The organism is Pseudomonas sp. NFPP12 (assembly GCF_900103205.1).
In the GTDB taxonomy this organism is placed as follows: domain Bacteria; phylum Pseudomonadota; class Gammaproteobacteria; order Pseudomonadales; family Pseudomonadaceae; genus Aquipseudomonas; species Aquipseudomonas protegens.
This window is the reverse complement of record NZ_FMWW01000005.1, coordinates 515,590-542,459: the sequence shown is the minus strand read 5'-3', so window position 1 is coordinate 542,459 and position 26,870 is coordinate 515,590. Positions and strand designations below refer to the sequence as shown.

The following is a 26,870-nucleotide window of genomic DNA, read 5'->3' as shown; positions in this document are numbered from 1 at the left end:
TACACCGATCTCTGTAGCCGCTGCCGAGCCATCGTGAAGCTGCGAAAAGGCCCATAGGGCCTTGCTTGACGGTCTAGCGCAACGCGTAGTCCAGCAGCACCCCGACAAAGATCGCCAGGCCCGCCCAGTGGTTATGCAGGAAGGCCTTGAAGCACTTCATCCGGTCGCGATCCCGGGTATACCAGAACTCCCAGGCGAAACACGCCGCCGCCACCGCCAGCCCCAGGTGGAACCAGCCCCCCAGATTGAACCGTGCCCCGGCCAGCAGCAGGCAGCCCAGGGACAAGCCCTGCAGGGTGAGAATGATCACCCGGTCGGCATCGCCGAACAGGATAGCCGTGGACTTGACCCCGATTTTCAGGTCATCGTCACGGTCGGTCATGGCGTAGTAAGTGTCGTAGCCCACGGTCCACAGCAGGTTGGCGATGTACAGCAGCCACGCGGTGGCCGGCAGTTCGCCGTTCTGCGCGGTGAAGGTCATCAGGATGCCCCAGGAATACGCCGCTCCCAGTACCACCTGCGGGTAATAGGTGTAGCGCTTCATGAAGGGGTAGCAGGCGGCCAGGGCCAGGGCGCCGAACGACAGCCAGACCGTGGTGGCGTTGGTGCACAGCACCAGCAGGAAGGCGGCGCCCATCAGCACCGCGAACAGTATCAGGGCCTCCTTGGCGCTGACTTTGCCGGTGGCCAGGGGCCGCTGGTCGGTGCGCTTGACCTGGCCGTCCACCTTGCGGTCGGCGAAGTCGTTGATGGCGCAGCCGCCGGCGCGGGTCAGCACCACCCCGAAGGTGAAGATCAGCACATGGCTCAGGGACGGCTGGCCCTCGGCGGCGATCCACAGCGCCACCAGGGTTGGCCATAGCAGCAGATAGATGCCGATGGGCTTGTCCATGCGCGCCAGTTGCAGGAAGTCCCAGGCCCGCGGGTGCAGGCGATTGAGGGATTTGAGCAGGCTCAGGTACATCAGCAGGCCTCCGGTCGGGCGTCTATGGCGGTCCACAGGCTGGGCAGGAAGATTTCCGCCACCAGCAGGCTCAGGGGCCCTCGGTCAAAGCGTGAGCGACGGCCCCACAGGCCGTTGTCGGCAACGGCGGCGGGCAGCCAGTGCCGGGGGTAGCGGCAGACTTCGATGGGCTGGCGGGTAAAGGCCTGGTCGCAGAACAGCAACTCGCCCAGGGAGCGGCTGCCCAGTTCGTCGATATTCAGGCCGCCTTCGAGCAGGGCGCTGCGGGCGGCGACGCTACGGGCGAACACCCAGGCCTGGCCGTGCCCGCGCAAGTACACCTCGCGCACCCAGCCTTCGCTCTGTTCGGGCAGGCCCAGGGCGGCGCATTCGTCGTTGCGCAGGGTTTGCCACTCTTGCACCAGCGGGGTGACGCTGAAGGCGTTGTGGGACAGCCGGGTCAGGCGCCGGGTCAGCGACCCTTCATCGAACAGCCAGTTGGCAACGGCTGCGCCGGGGAAGGGGGACAAACGGCTTTGCACCAGCCAGGTGGGGGCCGGGGCGGGGGGCATTGAGTGCGGCACAGTGGGTCAGTATTGGCAGCAAATGAGGCGGCGAGCTTAGCATGGCGATCGCCGGTTTTGATTGATCCAGGACGCCCGGCGGCACGAACGTGCTTGCATCTGCCGGTAGTGATCAGTAAAAAACCCCAGTGCCGGACGCTGATCAGCGTGGCCTTCTAGAGTCGATCCATCGACCGACCCACCGGCGAAGCCTGAACCCTTGAGGAAATGCATCAATGAAAAAGTGGCAATGTGTGGTCTGCGGCCTGATTTACAACGAAGCGGAAGGCTGGCCGGACGACGGTATTTTGCCGGGTACCCGTTGGGAAGATGTGCCCGCGGACTGGCTCTGCCCGGACTGCGGCGTGGGCAAGATGGATTTCGAAATGATCGAGATCGCTTGATCGACTTTTGTGGCTTGAACAACCAATAACAAGGAGCAGGGAATGAGCGCACCGGTAGTGATCGTGGGGACGGGCCTGGCGGGTTACAACCTGGCCCGGGAGTTTCGCAAGCTCGACAGCGAGACGCCGCTGCTGTTGATCACTGCCGACGATGGCCGTTCCTACTCCAAGCCGATGCTGTCCACCGGCTTCGGCAAGAACAAGGACGCCGACGGCCTGAGCATGGCCGAGCCCGGCGCCATGGCCGAGCAGCTCAGGGCCGAGGTCCGCACCCACACCCGCATCAGCGGCATCGACCCGGGCCACAAGCGCCTGTGGATCGGCGAGGAAGCGGTGGCCTATCGCGACCTGATCCTGGCCTGGGGCGCGGAAACCGTGCGGGTGCCGGTGCAGGGCGACGCATCCGAACTGATTTTCCCCATCAATGACCTGGAAGACTACGCGCGCTTTCGCAGCGCCGCGGCCGGCAAGCGTCGGGTGCTGCTGCTGGGCGCCGGGCTGATCGGCTGCGAGTTCGCCAATGACCTGATCCTTGGCGGCTACAGCGTGGACCTGGTGGCACCTTGCGAGCAGGTGATGCCGACCCTGCTGCACCCGGCCGCAGCGGCGGCGGTCCAGGCCGGGCTGGAGAGCCTGGGCGCGCGCTTCCACCTGGGCCCGGTGCTCAACCGCCTGCAGCGCGGCGCCGACGGTCTGGAAGCCCACCTGTCCGATGGCCAGGTGATCGCCTGCGACCTTGTGGTCTCGGCCATCGGCCTGCGCCCGCGCATCGACCTGGCGGCTGCCGCCGGGCTGGTGGTCAATCGCGGAGTGGTGGTGGACCGCGAGCTGAAAACCTCCCACGCCAATATCTACGCCTTGGGCGATTGCGCCGAGGTCGACGGTCTCAACCTGCTGTACGTGATGCCGCTGATGAGCTGCGCCCGGGCGCTGGCGCAGACCCTGGCGGGCAAGCCGACGGCGGTCAGCTACGGGCCGATGCCGATCACCGTCAAGACTCCGGTCTGCCCCCTGGTGGTGTCGCCGCCGCCCCGTGGCGCCGAAGGCGTATGGACTGCAGAAGGGCAGGGGGCCGACATCAAGGTCCTGTGCCGCAACGCCGAAGGCCAGTTGCTGGGCTACGCCCTGACCGGGGCCGCGGTGATGGAAAAACTGGCCCTGAACAAGGAACTTCCTGCGCTGCTGGCTTAAATACCGGTCGTTCTGTCGGAATAACCCGGTTCTTGCCCTCACAAAGGTCGCGGGGAGACTGGCGCCACTCTCAAGCGCGTGCCATCCTCACACCCGTCTGCCGCAGCGTAGAGCCTGCGGCGCCTTGGGCGCTGTTCCCGTGAACAGCACGGACATAACAACAAAAAACCGTCAAAGAGGCTTCACACTATGCGTAAACCAGAACTCGCCGCAGCCATTGCTGAAAAAGCGGACCTGACCAAAGAGCAGGCCAATCGCGTGCTCAACGCCATTCTTGAAGAGATCACCGGGGCTCTGCACCGCAAAGACAGCGTCACCCTGGTTGGTTTTGGCACCTTCCTGCAACGCCACCGTGGCGCCCGCACCGGCAAGAACCCGCAGACCGGCGAGCCGGTAAAGATCAAGGCCAGCAACACCGTGGCATTCAAACCGGGCAAGTCGCTGAAAGACAGCGTCAACCCATAAGCATTGAGCGGGCTCCCGGCAGCGGGAGCACGCAGGGGAAATAGGCACGCCGAGCGCATCGGGTGCCTATTTTTTTGCCTGCCGTTTGCCCGCGGATGTTCTTGCGAAGCCGCTTTGGCGTGGCTAGGATGCGCGATCGTTCGATTTTTGATCTAAGGCCAAGGATGACCCGCCCCACTGACAGCCCCCTTTCATGGGCCGCCCTGCTGCACGGCCTGGCAAGCCCCGGTTTAGTTGCCCTGGTCGTGGGCTGCCTGTTCAGCCTTGGCCTGTCATCGGCCGCTGCCGGCAACGACTCGCGACTGGAGCAGATCGGCTATCGCGAGGCCCTCAGCTGGTTCCACAGCCAGAAATACGACAGTTCCGGCGCCTGGCTCTGCGGCTATTCCCTGGCCCGCGAGGACTACAGCGTAGCGCCCAAGGCTCCGCGCCTGCTGGTGGAAGTGGACCAGCGCTTTCTTTACCTCAAGACCGCCGGCCAGCTGGTGGAACTCACCGGCGCCGCCCAGGGCCTGGAACGCAGCGAGTACCAGAACACCGGCGCTCATATCCGGGTCACCCTGAACATCCTCAAGCGCAACAATTTCAGCGAGTACCAGGAGTCTCACGACCGCCAGGTGCTGGCGCGCATCGAGATGAACGACCAGGTCGAAACCCTCACCCTCAAGGGGCAATCATGCGGTACCTGAACCTGGCAGGCCTGGGCCTGCTGATCGCCTGTGCGACCACGCCCGCCCTGGCGGATGAATCGAACCCGGGCAAGGGTTGCTACGGCTACCTCACCGAACTGGTGCGCAGCAGCGATTTCCCCTACCGCGACTTCACCACCCCGGAGCACCTCAAGCTGCTGATCGACCGCGACGATGGCGACCAGCTGAGCCTGCAGCTGTTCTACGAAACCTCCGGCAGCGGGACCATCGGCTGGGTCCGCTACGACGTGCCGCAGCAGGCCCTGTGGAACGTCAGCATCGACCCCGAAGAGCCCCAGGCCCTCAAGTTCGATCAAGGCTTCGCCCGTGCCTACGCGTCCTGCCTGGAAGCGCGTTGAGGGGCCACGGCCGCTGCGCAGAGTTGCCGAGTGGTTCCTTGATTGTTGCCGGCCGTTGCCTGAATATTTGCCACTCTCCGAATCACCCTTTCAGCATGGAACGCCAAACTCTTGTCCACCTACCGCATTCAAGAAGCCGATCTCGATATTCCTGACGCCTGGCAGGACCAGAGCATCAATATCTTCAAGCTGCCAGCCGTTGGCGGTGCCCAGGAAGCCAGCTTCGTCATCAGCCGCGACCCGAGCCAGGGCGACGCCGCCTTTGCCGATTATGTCGCCGCGCAGCTGAATGCTGCCGAGCAGCAACTGCCAGGTTTCAACCTGATCAAGCGCTGGGACTTCGACATGCAAGGCCATGCCGCCGTGCTGCTGGACTACAGCTGGAAACGCGAAGGGCGCGAGCTGATGCTGCGCCAGGTCTTCATCGAGCGTAAGCCGGCCGTGCTGATCACCACCCTGACCACCACGGTCAACGACCTGGTGCATCATGAGCCGGCCTGGAAACAGGCCATGCAGAGCCTCAAGCCGCAGCCTTCGAAAGCCTGATCGGTCAACCTGCCCTGAGGCGCATTGCCCGGTAGCCGAACTCTAGGAACCGCATGAAGTTCAACGATCTGTTCGTCAGTCGCGAGGAGATGTTCTCGATGGGCATCGAGGAATCCACCGGCCAGTACTACCTGACCTTTCCGGTGAGCCTTGGGGTGGTCGACTACGAGGAGTACTACGCCATCGAGCGCGCGACCTTCGAACTGTTCGAACAGGATCTGCAGGCCGCGCTGGCGTTCGTCAGCCGCGCCAGAAAGCGCGAGCTGGACGCGTTGCTGATCATCAGGCCGGGCAAGAATCGCGGCTCGGCGATTTGACCCGGCCTCCAGCAGGCGCTCAGTTCAGTGCTGCCAGTAGTTGCTTGTTGAACGACTCTTTCAGGTCCTGATGACCGGTGTAGCCCAGGGTCTGCTCGCTCATGATCTTCGCTAGCGTTTCGTCGTCCGGTTTGATTTTGTTGGTTTTCAAGGCGATGAAAATCAGTGGGACCGGATAGGAGTAATACTTTGGCCTGTCTATGACATCGCTCACCAGCGCGGGGCTGACGTTGAAGAGGTTGAACAGAATAGGCAGGTGAACATCCTGGAGCTGGCGCAGAATCACCTGGCAGGTATTTTCAATACCTTGCTCTGTCACGGGCAGTAGCGGGCAGGCAGCTTTTTCACTGACCGTCGACAAGCTGTAGATAAATTTCGGATTGGCCAGGTTGGACGGGTAGGGCGGGTTTATCTGGTCGATCTCGGCCTGCAGGGCCGGGTGTTCGACGAAGATGATGATTTCGTAGGCGCGAGTGTTGGCCAGGTATTCGAAATGCAGGGTCGCCACGGCGCCCGATTCTTTCTGTGCAACCACCACTTTGTTCTTGGTGACTTTTACTCCGGGGTAACCCGAGAGCTCGCTCTTCAAAAAAAGCTGGAGCGCCTTTTCAAAGTTGCTGCGCAATTCCTTGGTGTCTGCTTTCATTTCTCGATTACTCGTTCAATAGCGAAGAAGCCAGAAGGTGGCCGAATGCTGTGCGCCATTGCCACCGAACTGGGTACCTCTGGCGGTTTTGGTCGCAACTTCGAACTGGCCTTGGGTAGCGCCCGACGGTTTGATCATGCCACCGCCCAGGCCACCGTTCGTATTGGCCGGATTGCTCATGTCGAACATTCCCGATCCCTGTTGGTTCTTGGTCAGTTTGCCGCTGCCATTTTTGACTTCGAACACGTGGTAGTTGCCGGCTTTGTCCTTGGCGATGATATCTGCCCTGATGCGATAGGACTTCTGGGTGACAGGGTGTTTGACCTTCATGGTTAATTCTTCACCTACCACAGTGAAACCGTTCCTCTCGAGGTCCGCTTTGGCTTTTGTAGTGCCCCTTCTGCCGCTGTAGGCCGATTTGCAGATCCAGCCCAGCGGATCGATCCAACCGATTGGGTTGGGAGCGTACTGATAAAGGTTCAAGCCTCCGGCCAGGCCGATGGGGTCCGGCGTGGTGAAGCGCCCGATATCCGGGTCGTAGAAACGGAATGTGTTGAAGTGCAATCCAGTCTCGCGGTCCAGGTACTGGCCCTGGAACCTGAGATTCTGTTCCTCGATGTAGTAGGGCTCGCGTATTTCTTCGACAGTGTTGCCCCAGACCTGATAGCGGGCCTGCCAGACGCTATGGCCGTCAGGCTCGCAAAGCTGTTGAGGCAGGCCATTCAGGTCGTTGTGGTAGTAGCGGATCTTCTGCTGCGCGCCGAGGCCGTCGACCCGCGCTAGGGGCGCATGTCCCAGGTCTTCATAGACATAGAGGCTGGTCTGTTGATTACGCTGTTCCTGCAGCAGCCGCAGGCCATCCCAGACGAATCGCGTTTCACCCAGAAGGTTGCCCTGGCTGTCGTACTCGCTCTTGCTGATGCGGCGACCCAAGACGTCGTAGCGCATCCTGACCAGGGTTTCGCCGCTGGAGGTCTGATTGCGCACTTCGATCAACCGGTGTTCGGCGTCGTAGGCAAAACGTTGCACGCCTCGCCGACCACTGCGTTTTTCAATCATTCGCCCGAAGGCATCGTAGCGGTAGCGCTTGTCCTGGTAGGTCAGCAATTTGTTGTGCACCACCAGCCCGGCGCCCGCCTTCGGGCCATCAAGCAAATTGGCGGCGGCGTCATAGGCGAAGGTTTCTTTCTGGCCCTGCAGGCCGTCCTGGCTGGCAATGATTCGCCCGGTCGCGTCGTAATGGAACAGTTGCCGATGTTGCCCGGTGGCATGTCGTTCGGCCAGGCCCACCAGATTATCGCTATCGTCGTACTCCAGGTGTCGCTCCGGGGCTGTTGGCAAGGTGTTTGCCAGCAGGCTGGAATGCTGCAGGCGTGCGCGCAGGCGGCCACAACGGTCGTATTCGCTGCGAGTGCTGATCTGACCCTGGGTGCGCAGCACCTCACGGTGCAGGCGGTCACGTTGAAAGTCGCTGACTACCTGGCCATCGAGATTGATCTGGTGCAGATGGCCGCTGCCGTAATAGAGCCGGTTGAGCCAACGCTTGTCCGGTAGCTGGGTCTGAGTCAAATTGCCCAGTTCGTCGTATCGATGGATCAGGCTGCCGGCCACGGTGTGTTCTTCGAGTAATTGGCCCAGGGCGTCGTAGCTGAAACTCAGTGCCTGCTGGTTGCCGAGGTTGTCGGTAAAGCTGGCGGCGGTCAGTTGGTTCAAGGGGTCGTAGGTGTATTGGCTGCGGCCATCGTCTGTGATTTTGGCCAGCAGCCGTCCCACGGCATCGCGTTCGAACCGGTGGATGATCGGCGCGATAGGTTGCGCGGGCACGGCGCTCAGCCCCGTGCCATAAGGGGCGGGGTGGGACTGGAGTTCGACGACGTTGTTCAGCAGGTCATAGCCATAGCGTTTGGCACTGCCGTCGAGGTCCTGCTGTTCGCTCAAGCGGTTGCCGGCGTCCCACGCAAAGCGATAGCTTTCGCCGTTCTCGTTGGTGAGCGCCAGCAGCCGTCCGTACGCGTCATAGTCGAACCGGACCTGTCGGCCGTGAGCGTCGATGCGCTGGCGTATCTGCCCGCGCCGGTTGTACTGGTAGAGCGTGGTGTAGCCGGAAGGGTCGGTGTAGCCCTGTAGCTGGCCGTTGCTGCTGCGTTGAAAATGCTCGGCGCGCCCATCGGCCAGTTGACTGCTCAGCAACCGTCCCTGGCAGTCGTAATGGAACCGGGTGTGCTCGCCAAGGGCATCGATGATGGCTTTCACGTTGCCGCGTCGATCGTATTCGAAGCGGGTTGGATAGCCCGAGCAGTCCAGGTGTTCAAGCAGTTGCCCGGACGAGTTCCAGCGCATCTTCCGGCTTCTTCCCGCGGCATCGATGATCTCCACCACCTGGCCGTGCGCGTCATGGCGGTACTGGGTCACCTGGCCCAGCGGGTCTACTTCGGCGATACAGTTGCCCCGGGGATCGTAGCGCAGGTGCCAGCTTTCTCCGGCGGGATCGGTCAGGGTCTGTGGCAGCGACCAGTGCTCCAGCCACAAGGTCGAATGGCTGTGCCCCAGAGGATCGGTCTCGGCTATCAGGTTGCCGGTTTCGTCGTAGCTATAGGCATAGCGCCCTCCCAAGGGGTCGGTGGCGCTGAGCAGTTGGCGCTCATCGTTCCACTCGAAGGCCCATGTCTGGTTGAGGTTGTCGGTGTACTCGACGATCTGTAACTGGCTGTTCCAGCGGCGGCGGCTGAGGCGTTGCAGGCTGTCGGTGACCTGGGTGATTCCCGCCTCCAGATCATAGTCGTACTGATAGCTATCGCCTTCGTCGGTCCAGTGACGCGTCACTCGCCACTGCTGGTCGGCAAATTGTGTCCATTGATAGAAGCAGTGCAGCCCGGTGGCCAATTGATGTTCAATCATCCGGTGGCCGGCGTCATAAGCGAAGCGACGCTGTACCTGGCCTTCGCTATCGCGCACCTGTGCCAGGTCTCCTGCCGCATCGTAGTCGTAGCTGACCAGCACTTCCCGTTGCTGGTCGGGGTACAGCCGTTCGACCTGGGCAATCCGACCGGGCCAGAGCGTGCTGTAGCTCAGTTCGAGCTGCGCCTGTTCAAAGGTGTCACGCAGCAGCCAGAGGCGTCCGGACGAGTCGTACTCCAGGTGCAGACGGTTGTCGTTGCGGTCCCCCAGTTGGCTCAGGCGCAGCCGCGAGGAGTCGCCCGGCAGCGGCTCGAACAGACGGTAGATACCGTCGCTGCTTTCGATCAGCAACTGTCCGTTCTCGTTGCGTCGCACGCTCAAGCCTTCACCGGGGCTGAAGGCTCCTGCACCCAGGGCAATGGAGCCCATGTCGATGCGGCGTCCTTGCTCATCAATGTAGAGCAGGCGCTCGCCACCTTCGGGGTGGGGCTCGATCTGGACGCTGATCTCGTAAGGCAAGCTCCAGCCGGCCCCGAGCAGGCCGTCACGACGTTCGTCGCGGCTGTTGTAGAAGCGTTGCCATTCGATGGGCATCAGCCCGGGCAGGGTGAAATCCAGATCGTCGTCGGCTCCGAGCACCTTGGCCCCGGTGGCTGCATGCACCGGGTGGGTCGAGGCGACGACGGCCTGAGTCAAAGCATTGGTGGCCTGGCTGACGACAAAGGAATTGACTCCGGCCATCAGCATGCACGGCAGGTTGCTGAGGAACTTGCCCTTGCCGCCCTTGAGCATCATCAGCACGGTCACCGCCAGGCCCACCCCCGGGGTCTTGCCGCTACGGATCTCGCGCACCACCACCGAGCCACCGCCGATGGTCACGTTCGGGGAGATAGGCCCGGCCGACACTACCTTGGCATCGCAGGTGCTGCGGTCGCCGCTGCGTACTGCCGGCTGGCCGTCGATGCTGACCTTTTCCGAGCCTTCAGCCAGATACTGCACCGGCATCGGCGGGTGCTTGGTGCAGGTCACCAGATCCAGTTCCTTGGTCTGGGAGCCTGGCGCCGGGGAGGCCACGGTGGGCCGCCACATCTGCGAGAAAAACTCCTTGGCCATGTCGAGGAAACCGGGCCCTTCCTCGGGCGTTGCCGACGGGGTGTCGGTGGCTTCGCCTTCTTCGGCGCCGTCGCCGCTGATCTGTGTCGGCGGTGCGATGCCGGCCGCGCGGGCCGCCGGCTTGTTGTTGGTCAGGACCTTTTTCGAGCCGCTGGCGATGGTGGCCTGGATCGAGGGCGGGAACAGGGCGTTGGCGATGCCCTCGCATAAATTGCTCAGGCCCTTGTCGGCTCCGGTCTTGCTCATGACCACACCGACGACGACGCCCACCACCAGCCCCAGCACACAGGCGCCGAGGCCGCCGGTGGCCACGGTGATGCCTGCCGCCGCGGCTACTGCCATGGTCGCCAGGGCGCCGATGGCAACGTTGGCCGCCACCTCCAGCACGCCGCCGAGAATGTCGGCCATCATCGAGGTGTGTTCCAGCCCGTCGCCCAGGCGGGCCGCCCACAGTGCGTCAGACATGGCCCTGCCTCAGCCCAGCACCAGGGTGTTCTTGATCTGCGCCCAATGGGCGGCTTCCGCGTCGCCGAGCTTCTGTGCCTTGACGTAGCTCATGGCGAGCATCTGTCGGGTGCCGGGCAGCACCAGGGCCAGCTGGAACTGGAACACCTGTTCTTTGCCCTTGTTGAACTGGCTGCGCAGCTCCAGGCCCTGGATGTCCTGGGCCGGGCCCAGCTGCACCGGTTGCGGAGCCTGGCAGCGCAGGTCCTGGACTTGCTGCTCCAGACGCTGCAGCTGGCTGGCCAGGTTGCTCTCCAGGGTTTCGCCGTCCCCCAGCAGGCTGCGGCTGACGATCAGCGAAGTGCCCAGGGCCGGGAACTTGAGGATGTTGATCGAGGCGTCCTGCAGTTCGCCGGCAGGCAGCTGGAACTGCAATTCATTGAGGCGATAGGTCATGGCGTGGGCATCCGTTCATTAGCCTTTGGGGGCGGAAAAGGGGGCTTTGGCCTTGGCGCTGATGGCACCCTGCACACCCTGGCCCTCGGTGGTGGTGCCCGGGCCGCCGCCGTTGTTCAGGTGCAGCACGCCACCGGTATTGATCTCGGCATCGGCCGAGGCATGCACGCTGATGTTGACCCCGCACAGGTTGATCTGGCCGCTGGCGTTGAGCTCCAAGATGCTGGCCCCGCATACCAGGCGCAGGCGCTCGCCGACCTCGATCACATAGCTCTGGCCGACGCTGTCGAGCTTCTTCTCGCCCACCGTCAGCTCATCCACGTGCTGAACAATGCGCGTGCGCTTGTTGCCGATGGTCACGTACTCGTCGTGGCCGATGCTCTTGTTGCGGTTGTTGCCCACCGAATGGCTTTCGTTGACCTCGACCACGATGTCCTGGTTGCGCTCGGCGTGGATGTACAGCTGCTCCGCGCCCTTTTTGTCTTCCATGCGGATTTCATTGAAGTTGGCCGGGCTGCCACCCTTGCTCGAACGGCTCTTCATGCCGCTCTGGGTGGCGTTGGCGGGCAGGTCGTAGGGCACGGTCTGTTCGGCGTTGTAGACCCGGCCGGTGATGATCGGGCGGTCGGGATCGCCTTCCAGGAAGCTGACGATGACTTCCTGGCCGATGCGCGGGATCTGCATCGAGCCCCAGTTCTTCCCGGCCCAGGCCTGGGACACGCGAATCCAGCACGAGCTGTTTTCGTTGGACTGGTCGTGGCGGTCCCAGTGGAAGTGCACCTTGACCCGGCCGTACTGGTCGGTCCAGATCTCTTCCCCGGCCGGGCCCACCACTCGCGCGGTCTGCGGGCCCTGGACCATGGGCTTGTGGGTGGTGGCCAGGGGGCGGAAGCTCTGCTGGGCGTCGATGCAGGTCAGGTGGCTCTCGAACTGCGCCGAACCGCCGCCAGCGCCGCTCTCCAGGCTTTCCTGGACCAGGTAGTAGCGGATGCTGACGATCAGGTATTCGCGGTTCTGGTCCTGGCGGCTGAAGCCGGTGAGGCTGAACAGGTTGCCCACTCCCAACCCCCGGGCGTTGCCGCTGAGCTCGATGCGCTCATGCAGGCTTTGCAGGGCCTCGATGCGGGTCTGGGCATAGTGCTCGCCGTCGCTGCTCTGCACGTAGGTGCCGGGGTAGTCGTAGAGCGGGTAGTCGCCGGCGCTGTGGGGCCGCGGCATGGCCGAGCGCACGTCGATCCGGGCGCTGGGGCGCTGGAAATCATAGTCGTTGAGCTCCAGCGAGCCGGGCTGCACCTCCTGGGCCAGGTGCCAGTCGAACATGTGGTCGCGCTCGCGCTGCTGCTCGTCTCGCGGGTAGTAGGGCACCGAGGCGTAGCCGGGCACGCTGCTGTGAGCGCCATAGGCGTCGGCCAGCACCACCACGTGGCGGTCCTTCTCGTGGCGGAAGAAGTAGTAGATACCTTCCTGTTCCATCAGCCGGCTGACGAAATCGAAGCTGGTCTCGCGGTACTGCACGCAGTACTCCCACTCCCGGTAGGGGCGGCTCAGGGCGTCTTCGAAATCGGAAAAGCCCAGGTCGCGGAATACCTGCTTGATGATCTGCGGGATGCTCAGGTTCTGGAAAATCCGGCAGTCGGAGGTGCGGCTCAGCAGCCACAGCCAGGGGCGCAGCGTCACCTCGTAGCTGGCGAACTGGCCGGTGTCGATGTTCTGGCTGCAGCGCGCGACGATGCCGTGGAAGTACCGCTGGCCGCCGCCGTCCAGCTGTACGCTGAGGCCCATGGGCTTGCCCAGCAACTGGTTGAGGTCGATGTTGGCGTCACTGGAGGCCAGTTGCAGCTGGTAGTCGAACAGCCGCCCCAGCTCTTCGCCGCCGCCCAGGCTCTTGAGCAGCAGGACGTCCGGGCCCAGGGGGCAGTTGACCTGTGCCAGTCGTGTGGATTGCTGAAATAACATCGTCAGTCTCGTTGAATGCGTGGTGTGCCAGGTCAGCCCCCTGCAGGAGCGAGCGTGCTCGCGAAGGCGCCAGGTCCATCACCGTGGCGGTCGCTTCGCTGGCAAGCCGGCTCCTGCGCAGGGCGTGGGGTCAGGCCGGCTCGCTGAAGTCGTAGTGCAGTTCGTTGTCGCGCTGGCTGATGCGCACCCCGGCCAGGGCGCGGCCTTCGAGCATGCGGTTGAGGAACTCGCGGCTCATGTCCGGCAGCAGGCTGTTGGTCAGGATGGCGTCGATCATCCGCCCGCCGCTTTCGGTCTCGGTGCAGCGCGAGACGATCAGGTCGATGACCTCGTCGTCGAAATCGAAATCCACCTTGTGGGTGCTTTCCACGCGCTTCTTGATCCGCCCCAGTTGCAGGCGGGTGATGGCCTTGAGCATCTCGTCGCTCAGCGGGTAGTAGGGAATGGTCACCAGGCGCCCCAGCAGTGCCGGCGGGAAGATCTCCAGCAGTGGCTGGCGCAGGGCCTTGGCGATTTCCTCCGGCTCGGGCACCGCCTGCGGGTTCTTGCAGACGTTGGCGATCAGCTCGGTGCCGGCGTTGGTGGTGAGCAGGATCAGGGTGTTCTTGAAGTCGATCATGCGGCCTTCGCCGTCTTCCATGACGCCCTTGTCGAATACCTGGAAGAAGATCTCGTGCACGTCCGGGTGGGCCTTTTCCACTTCGTCCAGCAGCACCACGCTGTAGGGCTTGCGCCGTACCGCTTCGGTGAGCACGCCACCTTCGCCGTAGCCGACATAGCCCGGCGGGGCGCCCTTGAGGGTGGACACGGTGTGGGCTTCCTGGAACTCGCTCATGTTGATGGTGATGACGTTCTGCTCACCGCCATACATGGCTTCGGCCAGGGCCAGGGCGGTTTCGGTCTTGCCCACCCCGGAAGTGCCGGCCAGCATGAACACGCCGATCGGCTTGTTGGGGTTGTCGAGGCCGGCGCGGGAGGTCTGGATGCGCTTGGCGATCATCTGCAGGGCGTGGTCCTGGCCGATGATGCGTTTCTTCAGGTGCTGGTCCAGGTTGAGCACGGTTTCCAGCTCGTTGCGGGCCATGCGCCCCACTGGAATGCCGGTCCAGTCGGCGACCACCGAGGCCACGGCCTGGTAGTCCACGGTCGGCAGGATCAGCGGGGTCTCGCCTTGCAGGGTGCTGAGGCGCTGTTGCAGGTCCACCAGTTTTTCCCGCAGGCCGTGGCTGTCGTCGCCGACGTCGCTGTCCACCAGGCCGACGTTTTCCCGCAATTGGGCGCGGGTTGCCAGCAGTTCGTCCACCAGGGTCTTCTCTTGTGCCCAGCGACTTTCCAGCTCGGCCAGGCGCTCGCGCTCGGCAGTCAGGAGGTTCTCGCTGTTGACCTGGCGGCTGCCAATGGCAACGCCGATCGCCTGTTCCCGGGCGATGATCTGCAGCTCGGTTTCCAGGGCCTCGATGCGCCGGCGGCTATCGTCCACCTCGGCCGGCACGGCGTGCAGGCTGATGGCGACGCGGGCGCAAGCGGTATCCAGCAGGCTGACGGATTTGTCCGGCAACTGGCGCGCGGGAATGTAGCGATGGGACAGTTTGACCGAGGCTTCAAGCGCTTCGTCGAGGATCTGCACCTGATGGTGCTGTTCCATGGTCGAGGCCACGCCGCGCATCATCAGCAGCGCCTTGTCTTCCGAAGGCTCGGCTACTTGCACCACCTGGAAGCGCCGGGTCAGGGCCGGGTCTTTCTCGATGTGCTTCTTGTACTCGGCCCAGGTGGTGGCGGCCACGGTGCGCAGGGTGCCACGGGCCAGGGCCGGCTTGAGCAGGTTGGCCGCGTCGCCGGTGCCGGCGGCGCCACCGGCGCCCACCAGGGTGTGGGCTTCGTCGATGAACAGGATGATCGGCTTGGGCGAGGCCTGGACGTCCTCGATGACCTGGCGCAGGCGCTGTTCGAACTCGCCCTTCATGCTGGCGCCGGCCTGCAGCAGGCCGACGTCGAGGCTGCGCAGTTCAACGTCCTTGAGCGCCGGCGGCACGTCGCCGGCGACGATGCGCAGGGCGAAACCTTCCACCACCGCGGTCTTGCCCACCCCGGCTTCACCGGTGAGGATCGGGTTGTTCTGCCGGCGGCGCATGAGGATGTCCACCAGTTGGCGGATCTCTTCGTCACGGCCGACAATGGGGTCGAGCTTGCCGCTGCGGGCCTGTTCGGTGAGGTCGACGGTGAAGCGCTTGAGGGCTTCCTGCTTGCCCAGGGCGCTGGGGGCCATGGCGCCGCTGGCTTCGCCGGGCACCGCACCGGCACTGAAGCCGTCGCTGGCGCTCAGGGCGTTTTCCGGCGAGTCGCCGATGTATTCGTCAAAGCGCTCGCACAGGGTCTCGACCTTGATCTTGTCGAACTCGCGGGACAGCCCCAGCAATGCATGGCGCAGGCTCGGGGTCTTGAGGATGCCGATCACCAGGTAGCCGGTGCGCACCTGGCTTTCGCCGAACATCAGGCTGCCGTAGACCCAACCGCGCTCCACCGCCTCCTCGACGTGGGACGACAGGTCGGTGATCGAGGTCGAGCCCCGGGGCAGGCGGTCCAGGGCCTCGGTCAGGTCCTTGGCCAGGCGCGCCGGCTCCAGGTTGAACTGGCGGATGATGCGGTGCAGGTCCGAGTCCGTAAGTTGCAGCAACTGGTGAAACCAGTGGGCCAGTTCCACATAGGGGTTGCCCCGCAATTTGCAGAAGACCGTGGCGGCTTCGATGGCTTTGTAGGCAACGCTGTTGAGTTTGCCGAACAGCGCCGCGCGACTGATTTCACCCATGCTCTGTGCTCCTTGGTGTACGTGAGGTAGTGGCCAGGTCGGCGTAGTGCCGGGCCAGTATTAGATCCTTGGCATCGCTGCCGGGTTGGCCGAGCCAGGTGTTGAAACCCAGGCGCTGGCGGCCGTTGAGTTGCAGCTTGGGCACTTCGTCCTTGAGCAGGACCAGGTTCAGGTCCCAGTCCAGCTCGAAGCCCAGGTATTCGGCGGCCCAGGCCACCAGTTCCTGGAATTGCTGGCCGTCGGGCAGCATCCCCAGGTAGTCGTCCAGTTTCATCGGGCCGAGGCGGATGCGGAACTTGTGCTGGCGGTCCCAGACGTGGCTGCCCAGGCAGAAATCCACCCCCAGCTGATGGGATTGCACCCCGACCCGGCTGCGTTCGGGCAACTCCAGCCACTGGCCGACATATTCCTCGATCTGCACCGGCAGGCCGAAATACTCGCTGATGATCGCCCGCAAGCCGTCCGGGTAGCGGGTCTGAGCCGCCAGGTGGCCGCTGTAGTGCAGCTTGGCGGTGTCGGCTATCAGACCCTGCTTGAGCAGGCTGGGCATGCCCCGGCCCGACAGCGCCGCCAGCCGCGCCGACCAGTAGTCGTCGTCCGGGCGATCGTGGCTCACCGTCGGCCGGGCTTCGGCCCAGGCCCGATAGAACAGGCTCAGCAGGCGGTGGTGGAACACATCGAGAAAGCGCTTGCTGGTGCTGTCGGCGTTGTTGCGCTGGCGCTCGCGCACGTATTCGGTGATGTGCAGCGGCAGCGGCCCGTTGGGCCCGCCGAGGCCGAAGAAGAACTGCTCCAGGCGGGTCGCGGCGCCGTCGCTGCCGGGGGTGACCGAGGCCAGGGTGGCCGGGGCGAAGCTGCAGTCGGCCTGCTGTCCCAGGCGCAGCGGATCGTCCGCCAGGCGCACGGAGTGACCGAAGCGCGGCAGTTGCGGCGACAGGCATTCGATACGCCGCAGGGCCTGGAAGAAGTCGTACTCCCAGGGCTCGGCGTGCATCGCCGTCAGCGTATTCAAAGAGTCGGACGACGTCCGGGCTTGGCTTTCCATCGCATGATCTCGCCGCGTTCGGTGGTACGGATCACCGTCTCGGTAAAACTGTTGATCGACACATAACGTGCCAGGAAGCGCTCGAATACCGCGCCGAGCAGAAACACCCCGGTGCCGCGGAACGCGTTTTCATCGAACTCCAGGGTGATCTCCAGGCCCCGGCCGAAGACGATCGGCCCGGGCATCGGCAGGCGCCGGGTCACCGCCTTGCTGCTGACTTCCCGCAGGCCCTCGATCTGCAACTGCAGGGCCGCGTCGTTGCTGTCGCCGTACAGCCGCAGCAGTTCGCGCAGGGCCGCCGCGCCCTGGCCCTGTTCGCTCAGGGACAGGTAGTTCAGCGACAGCTGGCTGATCAGGCGCCAGGCCTTGCCGTCGTGGGCATGGCTGGGGCGCGGCCGGCTCGGGCCCGCCAGGCAGCGGATGGCCTGTACCGGGGCGCTGTCGGCCAGGGTGAAGTCGGTCTTGCCGTTGCCGGTGTTCATGAACAGTGGCAGGTCGCGGTTGGTGCACAGCGCGCTGACCCCGAGCTGGCGCAGGTCGTGGCGATAGGGCGCCTGCTGGCTGTCCACCAGGCTGACGAAGGATTCGCTGCCGATGTAGGTGGAGCGCGGGCCGTTGCGACGCTGGTCGCTGGACAGCACCCGCGGCTCGCGCCGGACGATGTAGTAGGACTGGTCGCGGCCGTAGCGGGATGGATCGCGCACGGCGTAGAACGGCAGGAACGGCTGTTCCGGGCCGGTGCCGTGGCCGCTGATGGCGGTCAGCGAGTGGACCTCGAAATCCATCGGTCGGGTGCGGTCGGCGATCACATGGTGCTCGTTGACCCGGTCGGACAGGTGGATACGGTCCAGGCGCTTGGGAAACAGGTTGATCGCCGGGGTGCAGAAGGGCACGAACTGAGCGGTGCCGACGCTGCCTTCCAGGCTCTGGTCGAAGCGCTCGAAGAGCACGATCAGCTCCAGCTCCTGGCCGGCGCAGCGCTGGACCGCGCGCCCCAGCTGGGCGAATTCGACGAACAGGAAGCGGTTGGGCAGGGCGAAGTATTCCTGCAGCAGGCGGTAGCCCTGGAAGGCCTGGGGCACCACCGGCAGCGCCGCGTCGCGGTCGTCGAAACCGCGCGAGCGCAGGGCGTCCGGGGGCAGGCGCTCGACCCAGTCGCCGCCCGGGGCCCGGGCGAACACCGCACAGACGTTGCCCAGCAGTTGTTCGTAGAGGCGGAACGGCTGTTCGTCATTGCCGTTCAGGTACAGCGGCAACTCGTCCAGGGCCAGGCTGTTGAACGGCAGTTCGGCGCCGGTGCGCAGGGTCAGGCGCAGCCCGGCTTTGGCCCTGGGCTCGCTGGCGGCCAGGCGCCCGAGCACTGCCGACGGGTTGCCGAAGTATTCGGCCTGGGCCACTTGCAGTGGCCACAGGGTCACCGAGTGCGCGGTGCGGTATTCGCAGCAGGTCTGGGTATCGCGGCCCAGGGCGGCGCGCAGGCTGGTGTCGCGCTCCAGGGTGAAGCCGCTGCTCAGGGAACCTTCGTCGGGATCGGCCTGCAACTGCACCACGGTCATCGACGGGGTCGGTGCCAGGTAGTGCGGGTAGGCGATCTCCAGCAGGTTGTGGGTGAAGGTCGGGTACTCGGCGTCGAGCTTGAGCTGCACCCGGGCAGTCAGGTAGGCGAAGCCCTCCAGCAGGCGCTCGACATAGGGGTCGGCGCAGTCCATGCCCGACAGGGTCAGGCGGCTGGCGATCTTCGGGAATTCCTTGGCGAACTCCGCGGCGCTTTCGCGCACGTGGTGCAGTTCCTGGTTGTACAGCTCCAAGAGGCGCGGGTTCATGAGCGCCTCCGGGAGTCGGCGTGCACCACTCGTACGTGGCCCGATTCCAGGTCCATGTCGGTTTGCAGCAGCAGGCGCAGGGGCATCGGCTGGGCCCAGAGGTCGCCTTCGATCTCGAAGCTCAGGGCGTTGTGGTTCATTTCCCCGGGCGCGGTGCGTGCGCGTACCCGCAGGGTGCTGCGCAGGATGCGCGGCTCAAAGGTGGCGATGGCCTGGTGGATCAGCGCCTCCAGGGCAGGGATATCGATGCTCGAAGCGCTGTACCCGGCCAGGGCCGGCAGGCCGTAGTTGACCACCGAAGTACCGGCGGGTGTGTGCAGGGTGGCGTCGGCTTCCAGCAGGGAAGTGGTGTTGAGCAGCCAGGCCAGGTCGCGCAGTACCGAGGCCTTGAGCTGGCTCAGGGACAGCACGCGTTTGTCCGGGCTTTCTTTCAGGTTGCCGGGTTCATCGTCGGTCAGACGATCCAGCAGGGAGGGTTGCAAGCGATCGCGGGCGGCGATGTCGGTTACCAAGGGGTTCGCTCCAGGATCGGATTGCGCAGGCATGACGTCACGAAAAGGGGCATAACCAAAGACTCACGAGGACGCGGTCCTGGCCAACCGTCCTCGCGTTGCGCCAGGCGCAACGCGAGGGCCGGGCCGGTCGCCGCCACGGGGCGGCGACCGAAGCGGATCAGCGCTTGGTGTTGGAGCGGATGTTCCAGCCGTACTTGATCGGGCCGCCGTCCTTGGTGCCGTCGGCTTTCTGCGGCTGGTACTCGACCATCACCTGAGCGAAGTTCAGGGTGATGTTTTCGGTCAGGCGGTCATCGCTGCCCGAACCGCCGGTGCTCAGCGAAGTGATCAGCACTTCTTCCAGGTCGATGATCATGTACTCGACCTGGCTTTCGCCGCCGGCCTTGCGCACGGTCAGGCGCACCTTGTCGATGTGCTTGCCGCTGGAGCAATGCATCATCAGGTTCGGCGATGCCTTGTCCACGTACTTGGTCAGCGACAGGTCCTGGATGTTCACCTTGCCCGCGCCGCCGCCACCGCCAACGTGCATGTTGCCGGACTGGGACATGCCCCAGCTCCAGTTCAACACGTCGATTTCGTCCTTGTGGGCTTTGTCCATGGACTCGCCCTTGATGTCACCGATCTTGATGAAAATATCAACAGCCATGTTTTCTCCCTGTGTGGCACTTGCCACGATGTTGATTCAGCTTCTGTCGCCGCTGCGCGAGGCCCTGGGGACCTCGCGCGGCCTGTGGCTGCGGCCGCAGGTTTGAGTCGGTTATGGGTTAGGCGCCCTTGGCGGACGGCAGTTTGGATACCAGGCGCAACGACACGGTCAGCCCTTCGAGCTGGTAGTGCGGGCGCAGGAAGAACTTCGAGTTGTAGTAGCCGGGGTTGCCTTCGACTTCCTCGACCACCACCTCTGCCGCGGCCAGTGGGTGCTGGGCCTTGGTGGTTTCGGTGGAGTGCGCCGGGTCACCGTCGACGTAGTTGAGGATCCAGTCCTGCAGCCAGCGCTGCATCTCGTCCTTCTCTTTGAAGGAGCCGATCTTGTCGCGCACGATGCACTTCAAGTAGTGAGCGAAGCGGCAAGTGGCGAACAGGTACGGCAGGCGCGCGGCCAAGTTGGCGTTGGCGGTGGCGTCCGGGTCGTCGTATTCGGCCGGCTTCTGCAGCGACTGGGCGCCGATGAAGGCGGCGAAGTCGGTGTTCTTCTTGTGCAGCAGGGGCATGAAGCCGTTCTTCGCCAGTTCCGCTTCACGGCGGTCGGAGATGGCGATCTCGGTCGGGCACTTCATGTCCACGCCACCGTCGTCGGTGGGGAAGGTGTGGGCCGGGAGGTTTTCCACCTCGCCACCGGACTCCACGCCGCGGATCCGCGAGCACCAGCCGAAATGCTTGAACGAACGGTTGATGTTCACGGCCATGGCGTAGGCGGCGTTGGCCCAGGTGTACTTGGAGCTGTCGGCGCCGTCGGTGTTTTCCTCGAAGGCGAAGGCTTCCACCGGGTCGGTCTTGGCGCCGTATGGCAGGCGCGCCAGGAAGCGCGGCATGGTCAGGCCGATGTAGCGCGAGTCTTCCGATTCACGCAGCGAGCGCCAGCCGGCGTATTCCGGGGTGGTGAAGATCTTGGTCAGGTCGCGCGGGTTCGACAGTTCCTGCCACGAGCCCATGCCCATCACGGTCGGCGAAGCCGCGGCGATGAACGGCGAGTGCATGGCGGCGCAAACCTTGGACAGCTCGCCCAGCAGCTCGACATCCGGTGGCGACTGGTCGAAGTAGTAGTCGCCCACCAGGCAGCCGTAAGGCTCGCCGCCGAACTGGCCGTATTCCTCTTCGTACATCTTCTTGAAGAGCGGGCTCTGGTCCCAGGCCGTGCCCTTGAATTTCTTCAGGGTCTTGTGCAGCTCCGGCTTGGAGATGTTGAGCACGCGGATCTTGAGCTGCTCGTCGGTCTCGGTGTTGTTCACCAGGTAGTGCAGGCCGCGCCAGGCGCTTTCCAGCTTCTGGAATTCCGGGTGATGGATCACCTGGTTGACCTGGGCGGTGAGCTTGGCGTCGATGGCGGCGATGATCGACTCGATCGACTTGATGGCGTCGTTGGACACCAGGTCGGTCTGCGCCAGGGCCTGTTCGGCCAGGGTCCGCACCGCGGTTTCCACGGCTTCGCGAGCACGCTCGGTCTTGGGCTTGAATTCCTGCAGCAGCAGCGATGCGAATTCGCTGGCCTGCTCGGTGGCGCCGGGTTGCGCCTGATTGTCACGCATCAATTCGGTCATGATCGTTGGTCCTGATTTACGCGTTCGGCTCGGAGTCAGCAGGCTTTGGCGCACTGGCCAGGGCCTGGAGCAACGCCGGATCCTTGATGGCTTTCATGATGATTTCTTCGGCGCCGGTCTTGCCGTCCATGTAGGTCAGCAGGTTGGCCAGCTGGGTGCGGGCTTCCAGCAACTGGTTCAACGAATCGACCTTGCGCGCCACGGCCGCCGGGCTGAAGTCGTCCATGCTCTCGAAGGTGATGTCCAGGCTCAGGTTGCCTTCGCCGGTCAGTTCGTTGGGCACGTGGAAGGCCACCCGAGGCTGCATGGCCTTGAGGCGCGAGTCGAAGTTATCGACGTCGATTTCCAGGAACTTGCGATCGGCCACGGCCGCCAGGGGCTCCACGGGCTTGCCGGCGAGGTCGGCCATCACGCCCATGACGAAGGGCAGCTGGACCTTTTTCTCGGCGCCGTAGAGTTCGACGTCGTACTCGATCTGCACCCGGGGCGCGCGGTTGCGCGCGATGAACTTTTGAGAACTTTGCTTCGCCACGTTGTGCTCCTGGTCGCTGCTGCGACGGTGTTGGCGTCGGTCGGTGGTTGCCGCTGACGATACTGCTCGGTTGTTCCGGGGTTAGTCGGATTCAGGGCCGCGCAGGTTTTCAAATTGGGACATGCCGTCGGGAATCAGATTGCGCACGATGGCCGCGAAGTCGGCGTTGACCAGGTTCTTGGCCCGGTTGAGCAGCACCGGCAACGGGCTCGAAGGCTCGTGGCGGCTGTAGTAGGCCAGCAGCCGGTCAAGGCTGCGCAGCACGTCTTCGCGGCTGCTGATCTCGCCGGAAATCCGTACCGGGGCTGGCGCTGCGGGCGCACCGGGCTCTTCGGTGGACGGCCCATCGGCGTGTTCCTCGACCGCGTTCTGCGCGCCTTGCGGGGCGTGCTGGCCCAGCACCTGCAGCGCCAGGCGCAGGGGTTGCTTGAGGGCCGTGAGGTCTACACCGCTGGCCGAGCCTACTTGTTCGCTGACCTGTTTCTCGATGCTTTCGGCCGCCGAGCGGGCTGCGCTCAAGGCGCTGCGAATCGCATCCAGGTGCTCGGGGTCGCTGTCTTGCAGGGCGCCGGCCAGGTGGTCGGAGCCCAGGCTCTCGCCGGAAAAGTGCTGCAGGCCGGCGGCGTTCAGCGCGGCTCGCAGGCTCACCGGGCCGAAGGTCCGGGAACGGGTCAGGATGGCTTCGCGGAGCAGGCCGATGGTGGTGTCGGACGCCAGGCCGGCCAGGGCGTTGATACGCACCGTGGGGTCGTTGTCGTCGTCGGCGTCCAGGCGCGGATGCAGGTCCGCCCAGTAATCGCGGAGCAGGCCGTCGATCAGTTCGAGGCTGGTGGCCAGGCCCGGCAGGCCTTCGAGGGCCAGGGTGCTCTGCAGGAGGAAGTGGGTGATGCGCAGGTCTTTGCTGCGCGCCAGCAGGCCCAGGCTCTGTTGCTGGATGCTGCGCCAGTCCGGCGGCTCGGCCGGCAGGATCGAGTCGCCCATGCTGCGCTCGGGCTGGCCCTGTGCGGCCCGCTCCAAGTGCAAGAAATCCGCGTCATATTCCAGGTCTTCGCCACAAGGCGAAGTTGCTGAAACCGCGGCGAGCAACATCGGTACATCCACCTGGTTTGATCTCCCTATCAGCCTGCAGGACAGTCAGGCAATTAATGCACTAGTTGTTTGTGAACTCGCGCACATTTCTTGGTTTATATGGACTCGTTGATACTAGTGAGCCATCATCCGTGTTCAAGAAGTTGTGCATTTTTGGTGTAGTAGTTGTGCCTTGTCAAGGTAAGCTATTCGCCCCGCATGACAGTGTTATGTCGCCTTATTAGTTCCTTGACCGGCGAGTCAGATCGGGGCGGTACGAAAGGCTTTTGTCATGCGTGTAGTTTAAGTTGAGCGATCATGCTGTGAACGGCGCTGTTTAAAGGATTTTTTGCGGACTTTTCATTTTTTCACGGAACTTTTTTCCCTTCGCCGGTTCGCACGCGGAAGTACAGCAAGGAGGCGCGATGTCGCTGTGTTTGACTATCACTAGTTATCACAAGATTACCCCTGGTCAATGCCCTGAAAAACTAATGGACCAGGGAGTGATGGCAATTGGCCGCAGTTCCGATAATGACTGGGTACTTCCTGATCCCGAACGCTTAGTTTCCGCGCGGCACTGTGTCATCCAATACAAGGATGGCCGTTATTATTTGACCGATAACAGTACTAATGGTGTGGAGTTAGTCCGTGCCGGTATTCGTATGCGCCGGGGTAGCAGCGAGCCTCTGGAAGATGGCGAGGTTATTCGCATTGGCGATTATGAAATCAGTGCGCGCATCGATTTCAGTCTGAACCGCCCGGGGGCTGAACCCTTTTCCGGGGACAGCTCCAATAGTTTCGAGGCGCTGATGGGGCGTCAGGCGGCGTCGCCGACCCCCATCGAACCGATTTCCATGGCCCCGGTGGCGCACTTCCAGGGTGCCTCGGCCCAGGACACCTTTCCCGATCTGTTCGACTTTCTCGCCCCCAGCGCGACCCCGCCGGCCACCCAGCCGGACCACGTGCCGGCCGAGCAGCACGATTTTCGCCCGCCGACCCCCACCGCGGTGCCCCTGCCCGTGGCACCACCTGAGCCATCGGCGCCCCAGGGCGGGGCGATGATTCCGGAGGACTGGGACCTGTTCGGCTCGACGCCCGCCAGCCCTGCGCCAGTGCCCAGTGCGCCGCCCGTGGTTGCCCCGCCGGTGGTTGCTGCCGCGCCGATTGCCCACCAGGCCTCGTTCGCGGCAGAACCCGCGCAGCCGCAGCCGCAGCCGCAGCCGCAGCCGCAGCCGATCGCCCAGGCGCCCGTGGCACCGGTGGTTTCCGAAGTGGAGCTGGCTCCTGTTGTCACGCCCGCGCCGGCCCCGGTCGCCCCCCAGGGGGATCTGCTCCAGGCCTTCCTGCGCGGGGCCGGGCTCGATCAACTGCGCATCGAGCCGCAGCAGGCCCAGGCCCAGATGGAAAGCCTGGGTCGCAGCTACCGGTTGATGGTCGAGGGCCTGATCGATGTGTTGCGTGCCCGCAGCAGCCTCAAGGGCGAGTTCCGCATGCAGCAGACGATGATCCGCCCGGTGGAAAACAACCCGCTGAAGTTCGCCCCCAATGTGGACGAGGCCATGCTCCTGCTGCTGCGCCACAGCAACCAGGCATTCATGGCTCCGGATCAGGCCGTGCAGGACAGTTTCGATGACCTGCGGGCGCACCAGCTGGCGGTCATGGCCGGTGTGGAAGCGGCCATCAAGCACCTGCTGGGGCGCTTCGAGCCCACTGAACTGGAAGCTCGCATGGCTCGCCCCGGCGGCCTGGGCAACCTGTTCAGCGGCTCGCGCCAGGCGCAGAACTGGCAGCAGTTCACTGCACTCTACAAACAGATTTCCCAAGAGGCCCAGGACGATTTCCAGGACCTCTTCGGTCGTGAGTTCAGCCGCGCCTATGAAGAACACACCCACCGGCTGCGCCGTTCCTGAGCGCGCCTGGAACACCCGAAAAACACGGATACACGGACAGCTGATACGTCATTGAGGACGCAGGATGATTCAACGATTGCTGACATTGGTTGCCATGCTGGTACTGGCGGCCTGTGCCAAGGACACACCACCTCCCGGCGAACCGGCCAAGGAAGCGCCCGGCGCCACGACTGTGGAGCTGCATTTCCAGGCGGTCAGCGGGCTCAACCCCGGGCCTGATGGCCAGAGCACGCCGGTGCGGGTACGGATCTTCGAGCTGAAGAATCCGGCCACCTTCATGCGCGCCGACTACTTCGCCCTGGCGGAGCGGGCGCCGGCTACCCTCGGCCCGGACCTGATCGACCAGGATGAAGTGCTGGTCAAGCCTGGCGACCAGTTCACCCTCAAGCGCACCCTGGACCCGGCCACCCGTCAGGTCGGCCTGCTGGTGGGCTATCGCGAAGTGGACCAGGCCCTGTGGCGGGTCGGGGTCAACACCGCGCAGCGCCTGAGCAACCAATATCAGATCGTCCTCGACGTCCGCGCGGTCAGCGCCGAGCTCGTGGCATCCCCATCCAGCCCTGCCCAATAGGCAATCGGAGCAACCATGTCCTGGAACAATCGCGTGGTCTGGTCGGAAGGCATGTTCATTGGAACCCAGCACTTCCAGCAGCATGACCGTTACCTGGAAAACCTCATCGACGCCCGCAGCCGCCCGCTGTCGACGGGAGCCTGGGGGTTCTCCGAGCTGCGTATCGATCAGGGCCTGCTGGCCCAGGGCAAGCTGGCCATCGTCAGCGCCCGTGGCCTGCTGCCCGACGGCACCCCGTTCAACATTCCCCATGACGACCTGGCGCCCAGCCCGCTGTGCATCGACGACAACCTGCGTGACGGCCTGGTGTACCTGGCGCTGCCCCTCAAGCGCGCCGGCGCCCGGGACACCGTGGACGAGGGCGAAGAGCTGGGCGGTGCCCGCTACCTGAGCCAGGTGCGCGAGGTGCGTGACGACAACGCACCGTTCGAGAACCGCGCGCCGGTGGCCGTGGGCTCTCGGGCCCTGCGCCTGCTCACCGCCCAGGACGGCCTCAGCGACTACGCCGCCATTGGCGTGGTGCGGGTCAAGGAGAAACGCGCCGACCGTGCTCTGGTGCTGGACGACAGCTACATTCCGCCGGTGCTGGACGTGGCCGCGTCCAAGCCGTTGAGCGCCTTTCGCAGCGAGCTGCTGGGCCTGCTGCACCAGCGCGGCGAGGCCCTGGCCGGGCGCGTGGTGGCATCGGGCGCGGGGGGCGCTTCGGAAATCGCCGACTTCATGCTCCTGCAACTGGTGAACCGCGCCCAGCCCCTGGTCAACCACCTGAGCCAGATCAGCCCGCTGCACCCCGAGCGCCTGTTCAGCGAACTGGTGAGCCTGGCCGGCGAGTTCTCGACCTTCACCCACAGCGCCCGGCGCCCTGAGCAATACCCGCAGTACCAGCACGATGAGCTAGCCATGAGTTTCGCCCCGGTGATGCAGGCCCTGCGTGAAGCGCTGTCGATGCTGATCGACAGCAAGGCAACGCCGATCCCCATCGTCGAGAAAGCCTACGGCGTACACGTGGCGATGCTGGCCGACCGCACCCTGCTGGAGAACGCCAGCTTCATCCTGGTGGTGCGTGCCGACGTGCCGGGCGAAACCCTGCGCGGGCGCTTCGCCCAGCAGAGCAAGGTGGGTTCGGTGGAGCACATCCGCGACCTGGTCAACCTGCAGCTGCCGGGTATCGGCCTGCTGCCGCTGCCGGTGGCGCCGCGGCAACTGCCGTACCACGCAGGCTCGACCTACTACGAGCTGGACCGTGGCAGCGAGCACTGGAAACAACTGGTTCACTCCGGCGGCTTCGCGTTCCACGTCGCGGGAGAATTCCCGGGCTTGAACCTGGCCTTCTGGGCCATTCGAGGATAAGT

Annotated in this window: 24 protein-coding genes; 10 read left to right on the top strand and 14 right to left on the bottom strand. The window is 64.2% G+C overall.

Translation table 11 applies throughout. The features are described from left to right. Positions 1 to 73 precede the first annotated feature (73 nt). Together ubiA and BLS75_RS23640 are read right to left on the bottom strand one after the other, a co-directional pair. A complete protein-coding gene (ubiA, locus tag BLS75_RS23645) occupies positions 74 to 964 on the bottom strand; it encodes a 4-hydroxybenzoate octaprenyltransferase (RefSeq protein ID WP_072451881.1) in 891 nt (296 codons plus the stop codon). Continuing rightward, on the bottom strand, positions 964 to 1,527 hold the full coding sequence (locus tag BLS75_RS23640) for a chorismate--pyruvate lyase family protein (protein ID WP_041120419.1): 564 nt from the start codon (positions 1,525 to 1,527) through the stop codon (positions 964 to 966). The genes ubiA and BLS75_RS23640 overlap by 1 nt, the downstream gene beginning before the upstream one ends. A gap of 215 nt (positions 1,528 to 1,742) precedes the next feature. On the opposite strand from BLS75_RS23640, the gene BLS75_RS23635 reads away from it, so the two are divergent. The 7 genes from BLS75_RS23635 (at position 1,743) to BLS75_RS23605 (ending at position 5,477) form a co-directional block, all read left to right on the top strand. Beyond that, positions 1,743 to 1,910 (top strand): rubredoxin, encoded by a 168-nt coding sequence (locus BLS75_RS23635; protein ID WP_011064271.1) that lies wholly within the window; start codon positions 1,743 to 1,745, stop codon positions 1,908 to 1,910. Between the two features lie 42 nt (positions 1,911 to 1,952). Then, the gene (locus BLS75_RS23630; RefSeq protein WP_072451880.1) at positions 1,953 to 3,101 is read left to right on the top strand and encodes an NAD(P)/FAD-dependent oxidoreductase; all 1,149 of its coding nucleotides are present in this window, start codon (positions 1,953 to 1,955) and stop codon (positions 3,099 to 3,101) included. A 189-nt stretch (positions 3,102 to 3,290) separates the two neighbouring features. Continuing rightward, positions 3,291 to 3,566, top strand: a complete 276-nt coding sequence (locus BLS75_RS23625) for an HU family DNA-binding protein (protein WP_011064269.1) — start codon at positions 3,291 to 3,293, stop codon at positions 3,564 to 3,566. A gap of 164 nt (positions 3,567 to 3,730) precedes the next feature. Continuing rightward, positions 3,731 to 4,255: a hypothetical protein gene (locus tag BLS75_RS23620; protein ID WP_053154599.1), complete on the top strand. Its 525-nt coding sequence runs from the start codon at positions 3,731 to 3,733 to the stop codon at positions 4,253 to 4,255. Then, the gene (locus BLS75_RS23615) at positions 4,243 to 4,614 is read left to right on the top strand and encodes a hypothetical protein (protein ID WP_072451879.1); all 372 of its coding nucleotides are present in this window, start codon (positions 4,243 to 4,245) and stop codon (positions 4,612 to 4,614) included. The genes BLS75_RS23620 and BLS75_RS23615 overlap by 13 nt, the downstream gene beginning before the upstream one ends. 111 nt (positions 4,615 to 4,725) lie before the next feature. Next, positions 4,726 to 5,160 (top strand): DcrB-related protein, encoded by a 435-nt coding sequence (locus BLS75_RS23610; protein WP_011064267.1) that lies wholly within the window; start codon positions 4,726 to 4,728, stop codon positions 5,158 to 5,160. 53 nt (positions 5,161 to 5,213) lie between these two features. Beyond that, complete coding sequence (locus tag BLS75_RS23605) at positions 5,214 to 5,477, top strand: hypothetical protein (RefSeq protein ID WP_072451878.1); 264 nt, start codon at positions 5,214 to 5,216, stop codon at positions 5,475 to 5,477. A 19-nt stretch (positions 5,478 to 5,496) separates the two neighbouring features. Here the strand turns inward: BLS75_RS23605 and BLS75_RS23600 are convergent, their stop codons facing one another. The 12 genes from BLS75_RS23600 to tssA all read right to left on the bottom strand — a co-directional run bounded on the left by BLS75_RS23600 (position 5,497) and on the right by tssA (position 23,070). Then, the gene (locus tag BLS75_RS23600; protein ID WP_072451877.1) at positions 5,497 to 6,123 is read right to left on the bottom strand and encodes a hypothetical protein; all 627 of its coding nucleotides are present in this window, start codon (positions 6,121 to 6,123) and stop codon (positions 5,497 to 5,499) included. A 15-nt stretch (positions 6,124 to 6,138) separates the two neighbouring features. Further along, positions 6,139 to 10,599: an RHS repeat-associated core domain-containing protein gene (locus BLS75_RS23595; RefSeq protein ID WP_072451876.1), complete on the bottom strand. Its 4,461-nt coding sequence runs from the start codon at positions 10,597 to 10,599 to the stop codon at positions 6,139 to 6,141. Positions 10,600 to 10,608: 9 nt separating this feature from the next. Further along, positions 10,609 to 11,034 carry a DcrB-related protein gene (locus BLS75_RS23590; protein WP_011064263.1) on the bottom strand — a complete coding sequence of 142 codons (426 nt, stop codon included), beginning with the start codon at positions 11,032 to 11,034 and terminating at the stop codon, positions 10,609 to 10,611. An 18-nt stretch (positions 11,035 to 11,052) separates the two neighbouring features. Further along, positions 11,053 to 12,990, bottom strand: a complete 1,938-nt coding sequence (locus tag BLS75_RS23585; RefSeq protein WP_065365024.1) for a type VI secretion system Vgr family protein — start codon at positions 12,988 to 12,990, stop codon at positions 11,053 to 11,055. A 130-nt stretch (positions 12,991 to 13,120) separates the two neighbouring features. Further along, positions 13,121 to 15,796 (bottom strand): type VI secretion system ATPase TssH, encoded by a 2,676-nt coding sequence (tssH, locus tag BLS75_RS23580; protein ID WP_072451875.1) that lies wholly within the window; start codon positions 15,794 to 15,796, stop codon positions 13,121 to 13,123. Beyond that, a complete protein-coding gene (tssG, locus tag BLS75_RS23575) occupies positions 15,789 to 16,841 on the bottom strand; it encodes a type VI secretion system baseplate subunit TssG (protein ID WP_011064260.1) in 1,053 nt (350 codons plus the stop codon). Before tssG ends, tssH begins: the two co-directional genes overlap by 8 nt. Further along, positions 16,805 to 18,664: a type VI secretion system baseplate subunit TssF gene (tssF, locus tag BLS75_RS23570; protein WP_011064259.1), complete on the bottom strand. Its 1,860-nt coding sequence runs from the start codon at positions 18,662 to 18,664 to the stop codon at positions 16,805 to 16,807. Before tssF ends, tssG begins: the two co-directional genes overlap by 37 nt. Continuing rightward, positions 18,661 to 19,176, bottom strand: coding sequence for a type VI secretion system baseplate subunit TssE (gene tssE / locus BLS75_RS23565; RefSeq protein WP_011064258.1), 516 nt, complete (start codon positions 19,174 to 19,176; stop codon positions 18,661 to 18,663). The genes tssF and tssE overlap by 4 nt, the downstream gene beginning before the upstream one ends. A gap of 160 nt (positions 19,177 to 19,336) precedes the next feature. Then, positions 19,337 to 19,825: an Hcp family type VI secretion system effector gene (locus tag BLS75_RS23560; RefSeq protein WP_011064257.1), complete on the bottom strand. Its 489-nt coding sequence runs from the start codon at positions 19,823 to 19,825 to the stop codon at positions 19,337 to 19,339. Positions 19,826 to 19,943: 118 nt separating this feature from the next. After that, positions 19,944 to 21,437, bottom strand: a complete 1,494-nt coding sequence (gene tssC, locus BLS75_RS23555; RefSeq protein WP_011064256.1) for a type VI secretion system contractile sheath large subunit — start codon at positions 21,435 to 21,437, stop codon at positions 19,944 to 19,946. Positions 21,438 to 21,453: 16 nt separating this feature from the next. Further along, on the bottom strand, positions 21,454 to 21,969 hold the full coding sequence (gene tssB, locus BLS75_RS23550; RefSeq protein WP_011064255.1) for a type VI secretion system contractile sheath small subunit: 516 nt from the start codon (positions 21,967 to 21,969) through the stop codon (positions 21,454 to 21,456). An 81-nt stretch (positions 21,970 to 22,050) separates the two neighbouring features. Next, a complete protein-coding gene (tssA, locus tag BLS75_RS23545) occupies positions 22,051 to 23,070 on the bottom strand; it encodes a type VI secretion system protein TssA (protein ID WP_072451874.1) in 1,020 nt (339 codons plus the stop codon). Positions 23,071 to 23,462: 392 nt separating this feature from the next. Here tssA and tagH point away from each other — a divergent pair, with 392 nt between their 5' ends. From tagH to tssK, 3 genes are all read left to right on the top strand, one after another. Beyond that, positions 23,463 to 24,947: a type VI secretion system-associated FHA domain protein TagH gene (gene tagH, locus BLS75_RS23540; RefSeq protein WP_072451873.1), complete on the top strand. Its 1,485-nt coding sequence runs from the start codon at positions 23,463 to 23,465 to the stop codon at positions 24,945 to 24,947. Positions 24,948 to 25,011: 64 nt separating this feature from the next. Then, the gene (gene tssJ / locus BLS75_RS23535) at positions 25,012 to 25,518 is read left to right on the top strand and encodes a type VI secretion system lipoprotein TssJ (protein WP_011064252.1); all 507 of its coding nucleotides are present in this window, start codon (positions 25,012 to 25,014) and stop codon (positions 25,516 to 25,518) included. Between the two features lie 15 nt (positions 25,519 to 25,533). After that, positions 25,534 to 26,868, top strand: coding sequence for a type VI secretion system baseplate subunit TssK (gene tssK / locus BLS75_RS23530; protein WP_011064251.1), 1,335 nt, complete (start codon positions 25,534 to 25,536; stop codon positions 26,866 to 26,868). Positions 26,869 to 26,870 lie beyond the last annotated feature (2 nt).

Coding starts and splice junctions, on each gene's coding strand:
- ubiA (WP_072451881.1), bottom strand. CDS start 964: ATGTACCTGAGCCTGCTCAAATCCCTCAATCGCCTGCACCCGCGGGCC.
- BLS75_RS23635 (WP_011064271.1), top strand. CDS start 1,743: ATGAAAAAGTGGCAATGTGTGGTCTGCGGCCTGATTTACAACGAAGCG.
- BLS75_RS23630 (WP_072451880.1), top strand. CDS start 1,953: ATGAGCGCACCGGTAGTGATCGTGGGGACGGGCCTGGCGGGTTACAAC.
- BLS75_RS23625 (WP_011064269.1), top strand. CDS start 3,291: ATGCGTAAACCAGAACTCGCCGCAGCCATTGCTGAAAAAGCGGACCTG.
- BLS75_RS23620 (WP_053154599.1), top strand. CDS start 3,731: ATGACCCGCCCCACTGACAGCCCCCTTTCATGGGCCGCCCTGCTGCAC.
- BLS75_RS23615 (WP_072451879.1), top strand. CDS start 4,243: ATGCGGTACCTGAACCTGGCAGGCCTGGGCCTGCTGATCGCCTGTGCG.
- BLS75_RS23605 (WP_072451878.1), top strand. CDS start 5,214: ATGAAGTTCAACGATCTGTTCGTCAGTCGCGAGGAGATGTTCTCGATG.
- BLS75_RS23600 (WP_072451877.1), bottom strand. CDS start 6,123: ATGAAAGCAGACACCAAGGAATTGCGCAGCAACTTTGAAAAGGCGCTC.
- BLS75_RS23595 (WP_072451876.1), bottom strand. CDS start 10,599: ATGTCTGACGCACTGTGGGCGGCCCGCCTGGGCGACGGGCTGGAACAC.
- BLS75_RS23590 (WP_011064263.1), bottom strand. CDS start 11,034: ATGACCTATCGCCTCAATGAATTGCAGTTCCAGCTGCCTGCCGGCGAA.
- BLS75_RS23585 (WP_065365024.1), bottom strand. CDS start 12,990: ATGTTATTTCAGCAATCCACACGACTGGCACAGGTCAACTGCCCCCTG.
- tssH (WP_072451875.1), bottom strand. CDS start 15,796: ATGGGTGAAATCAGTCGCGCGGCGCTGTTCGGCAAACTCAACAGCGTT.
- tssG (WP_011064260.1), bottom strand. CDS start 16,841: ATGGAAAGCCAAGCCCGGACGTCGTCCGACTCTTTGAATACGCTGACG.
- tssF (WP_011064259.1), bottom strand. CDS start 18,664: ATGAACCCGCGCCTCTTGGAGCTGTACAACCAGGAACTGCACCACGTG.
- BLS75_RS23560 (WP_011064257.1), bottom strand. CDS start 19,825: ATGGCTGTTGATATTTTCATCAAGATCGGTGACATCAAGGGCGAGTCC.
- tssC (WP_011064256.1), bottom strand. CDS start 21,437: ATGACCGAATTGATGCGTGACAATCAGGCGCAACCCGGCGCCACCGAG.
- tagH (WP_072451873.1), top strand. CDS start 23,463: ATGTCGCTGTGTTTGACTATCACTAGTTATCACAAGATTACCCCTGGT.
- tssJ (WP_011064252.1), top strand. CDS start 25,012: ATGATTCAACGATTGCTGACATTGGTTGCCATGCTGGTACTGGCGGCC.
- tssK (WP_011064251.1), top strand. CDS start 25,534: ATGTCCTGGAACAATCGCGTGGTCTGGTCGGAAGGCATGTTCATTGGA.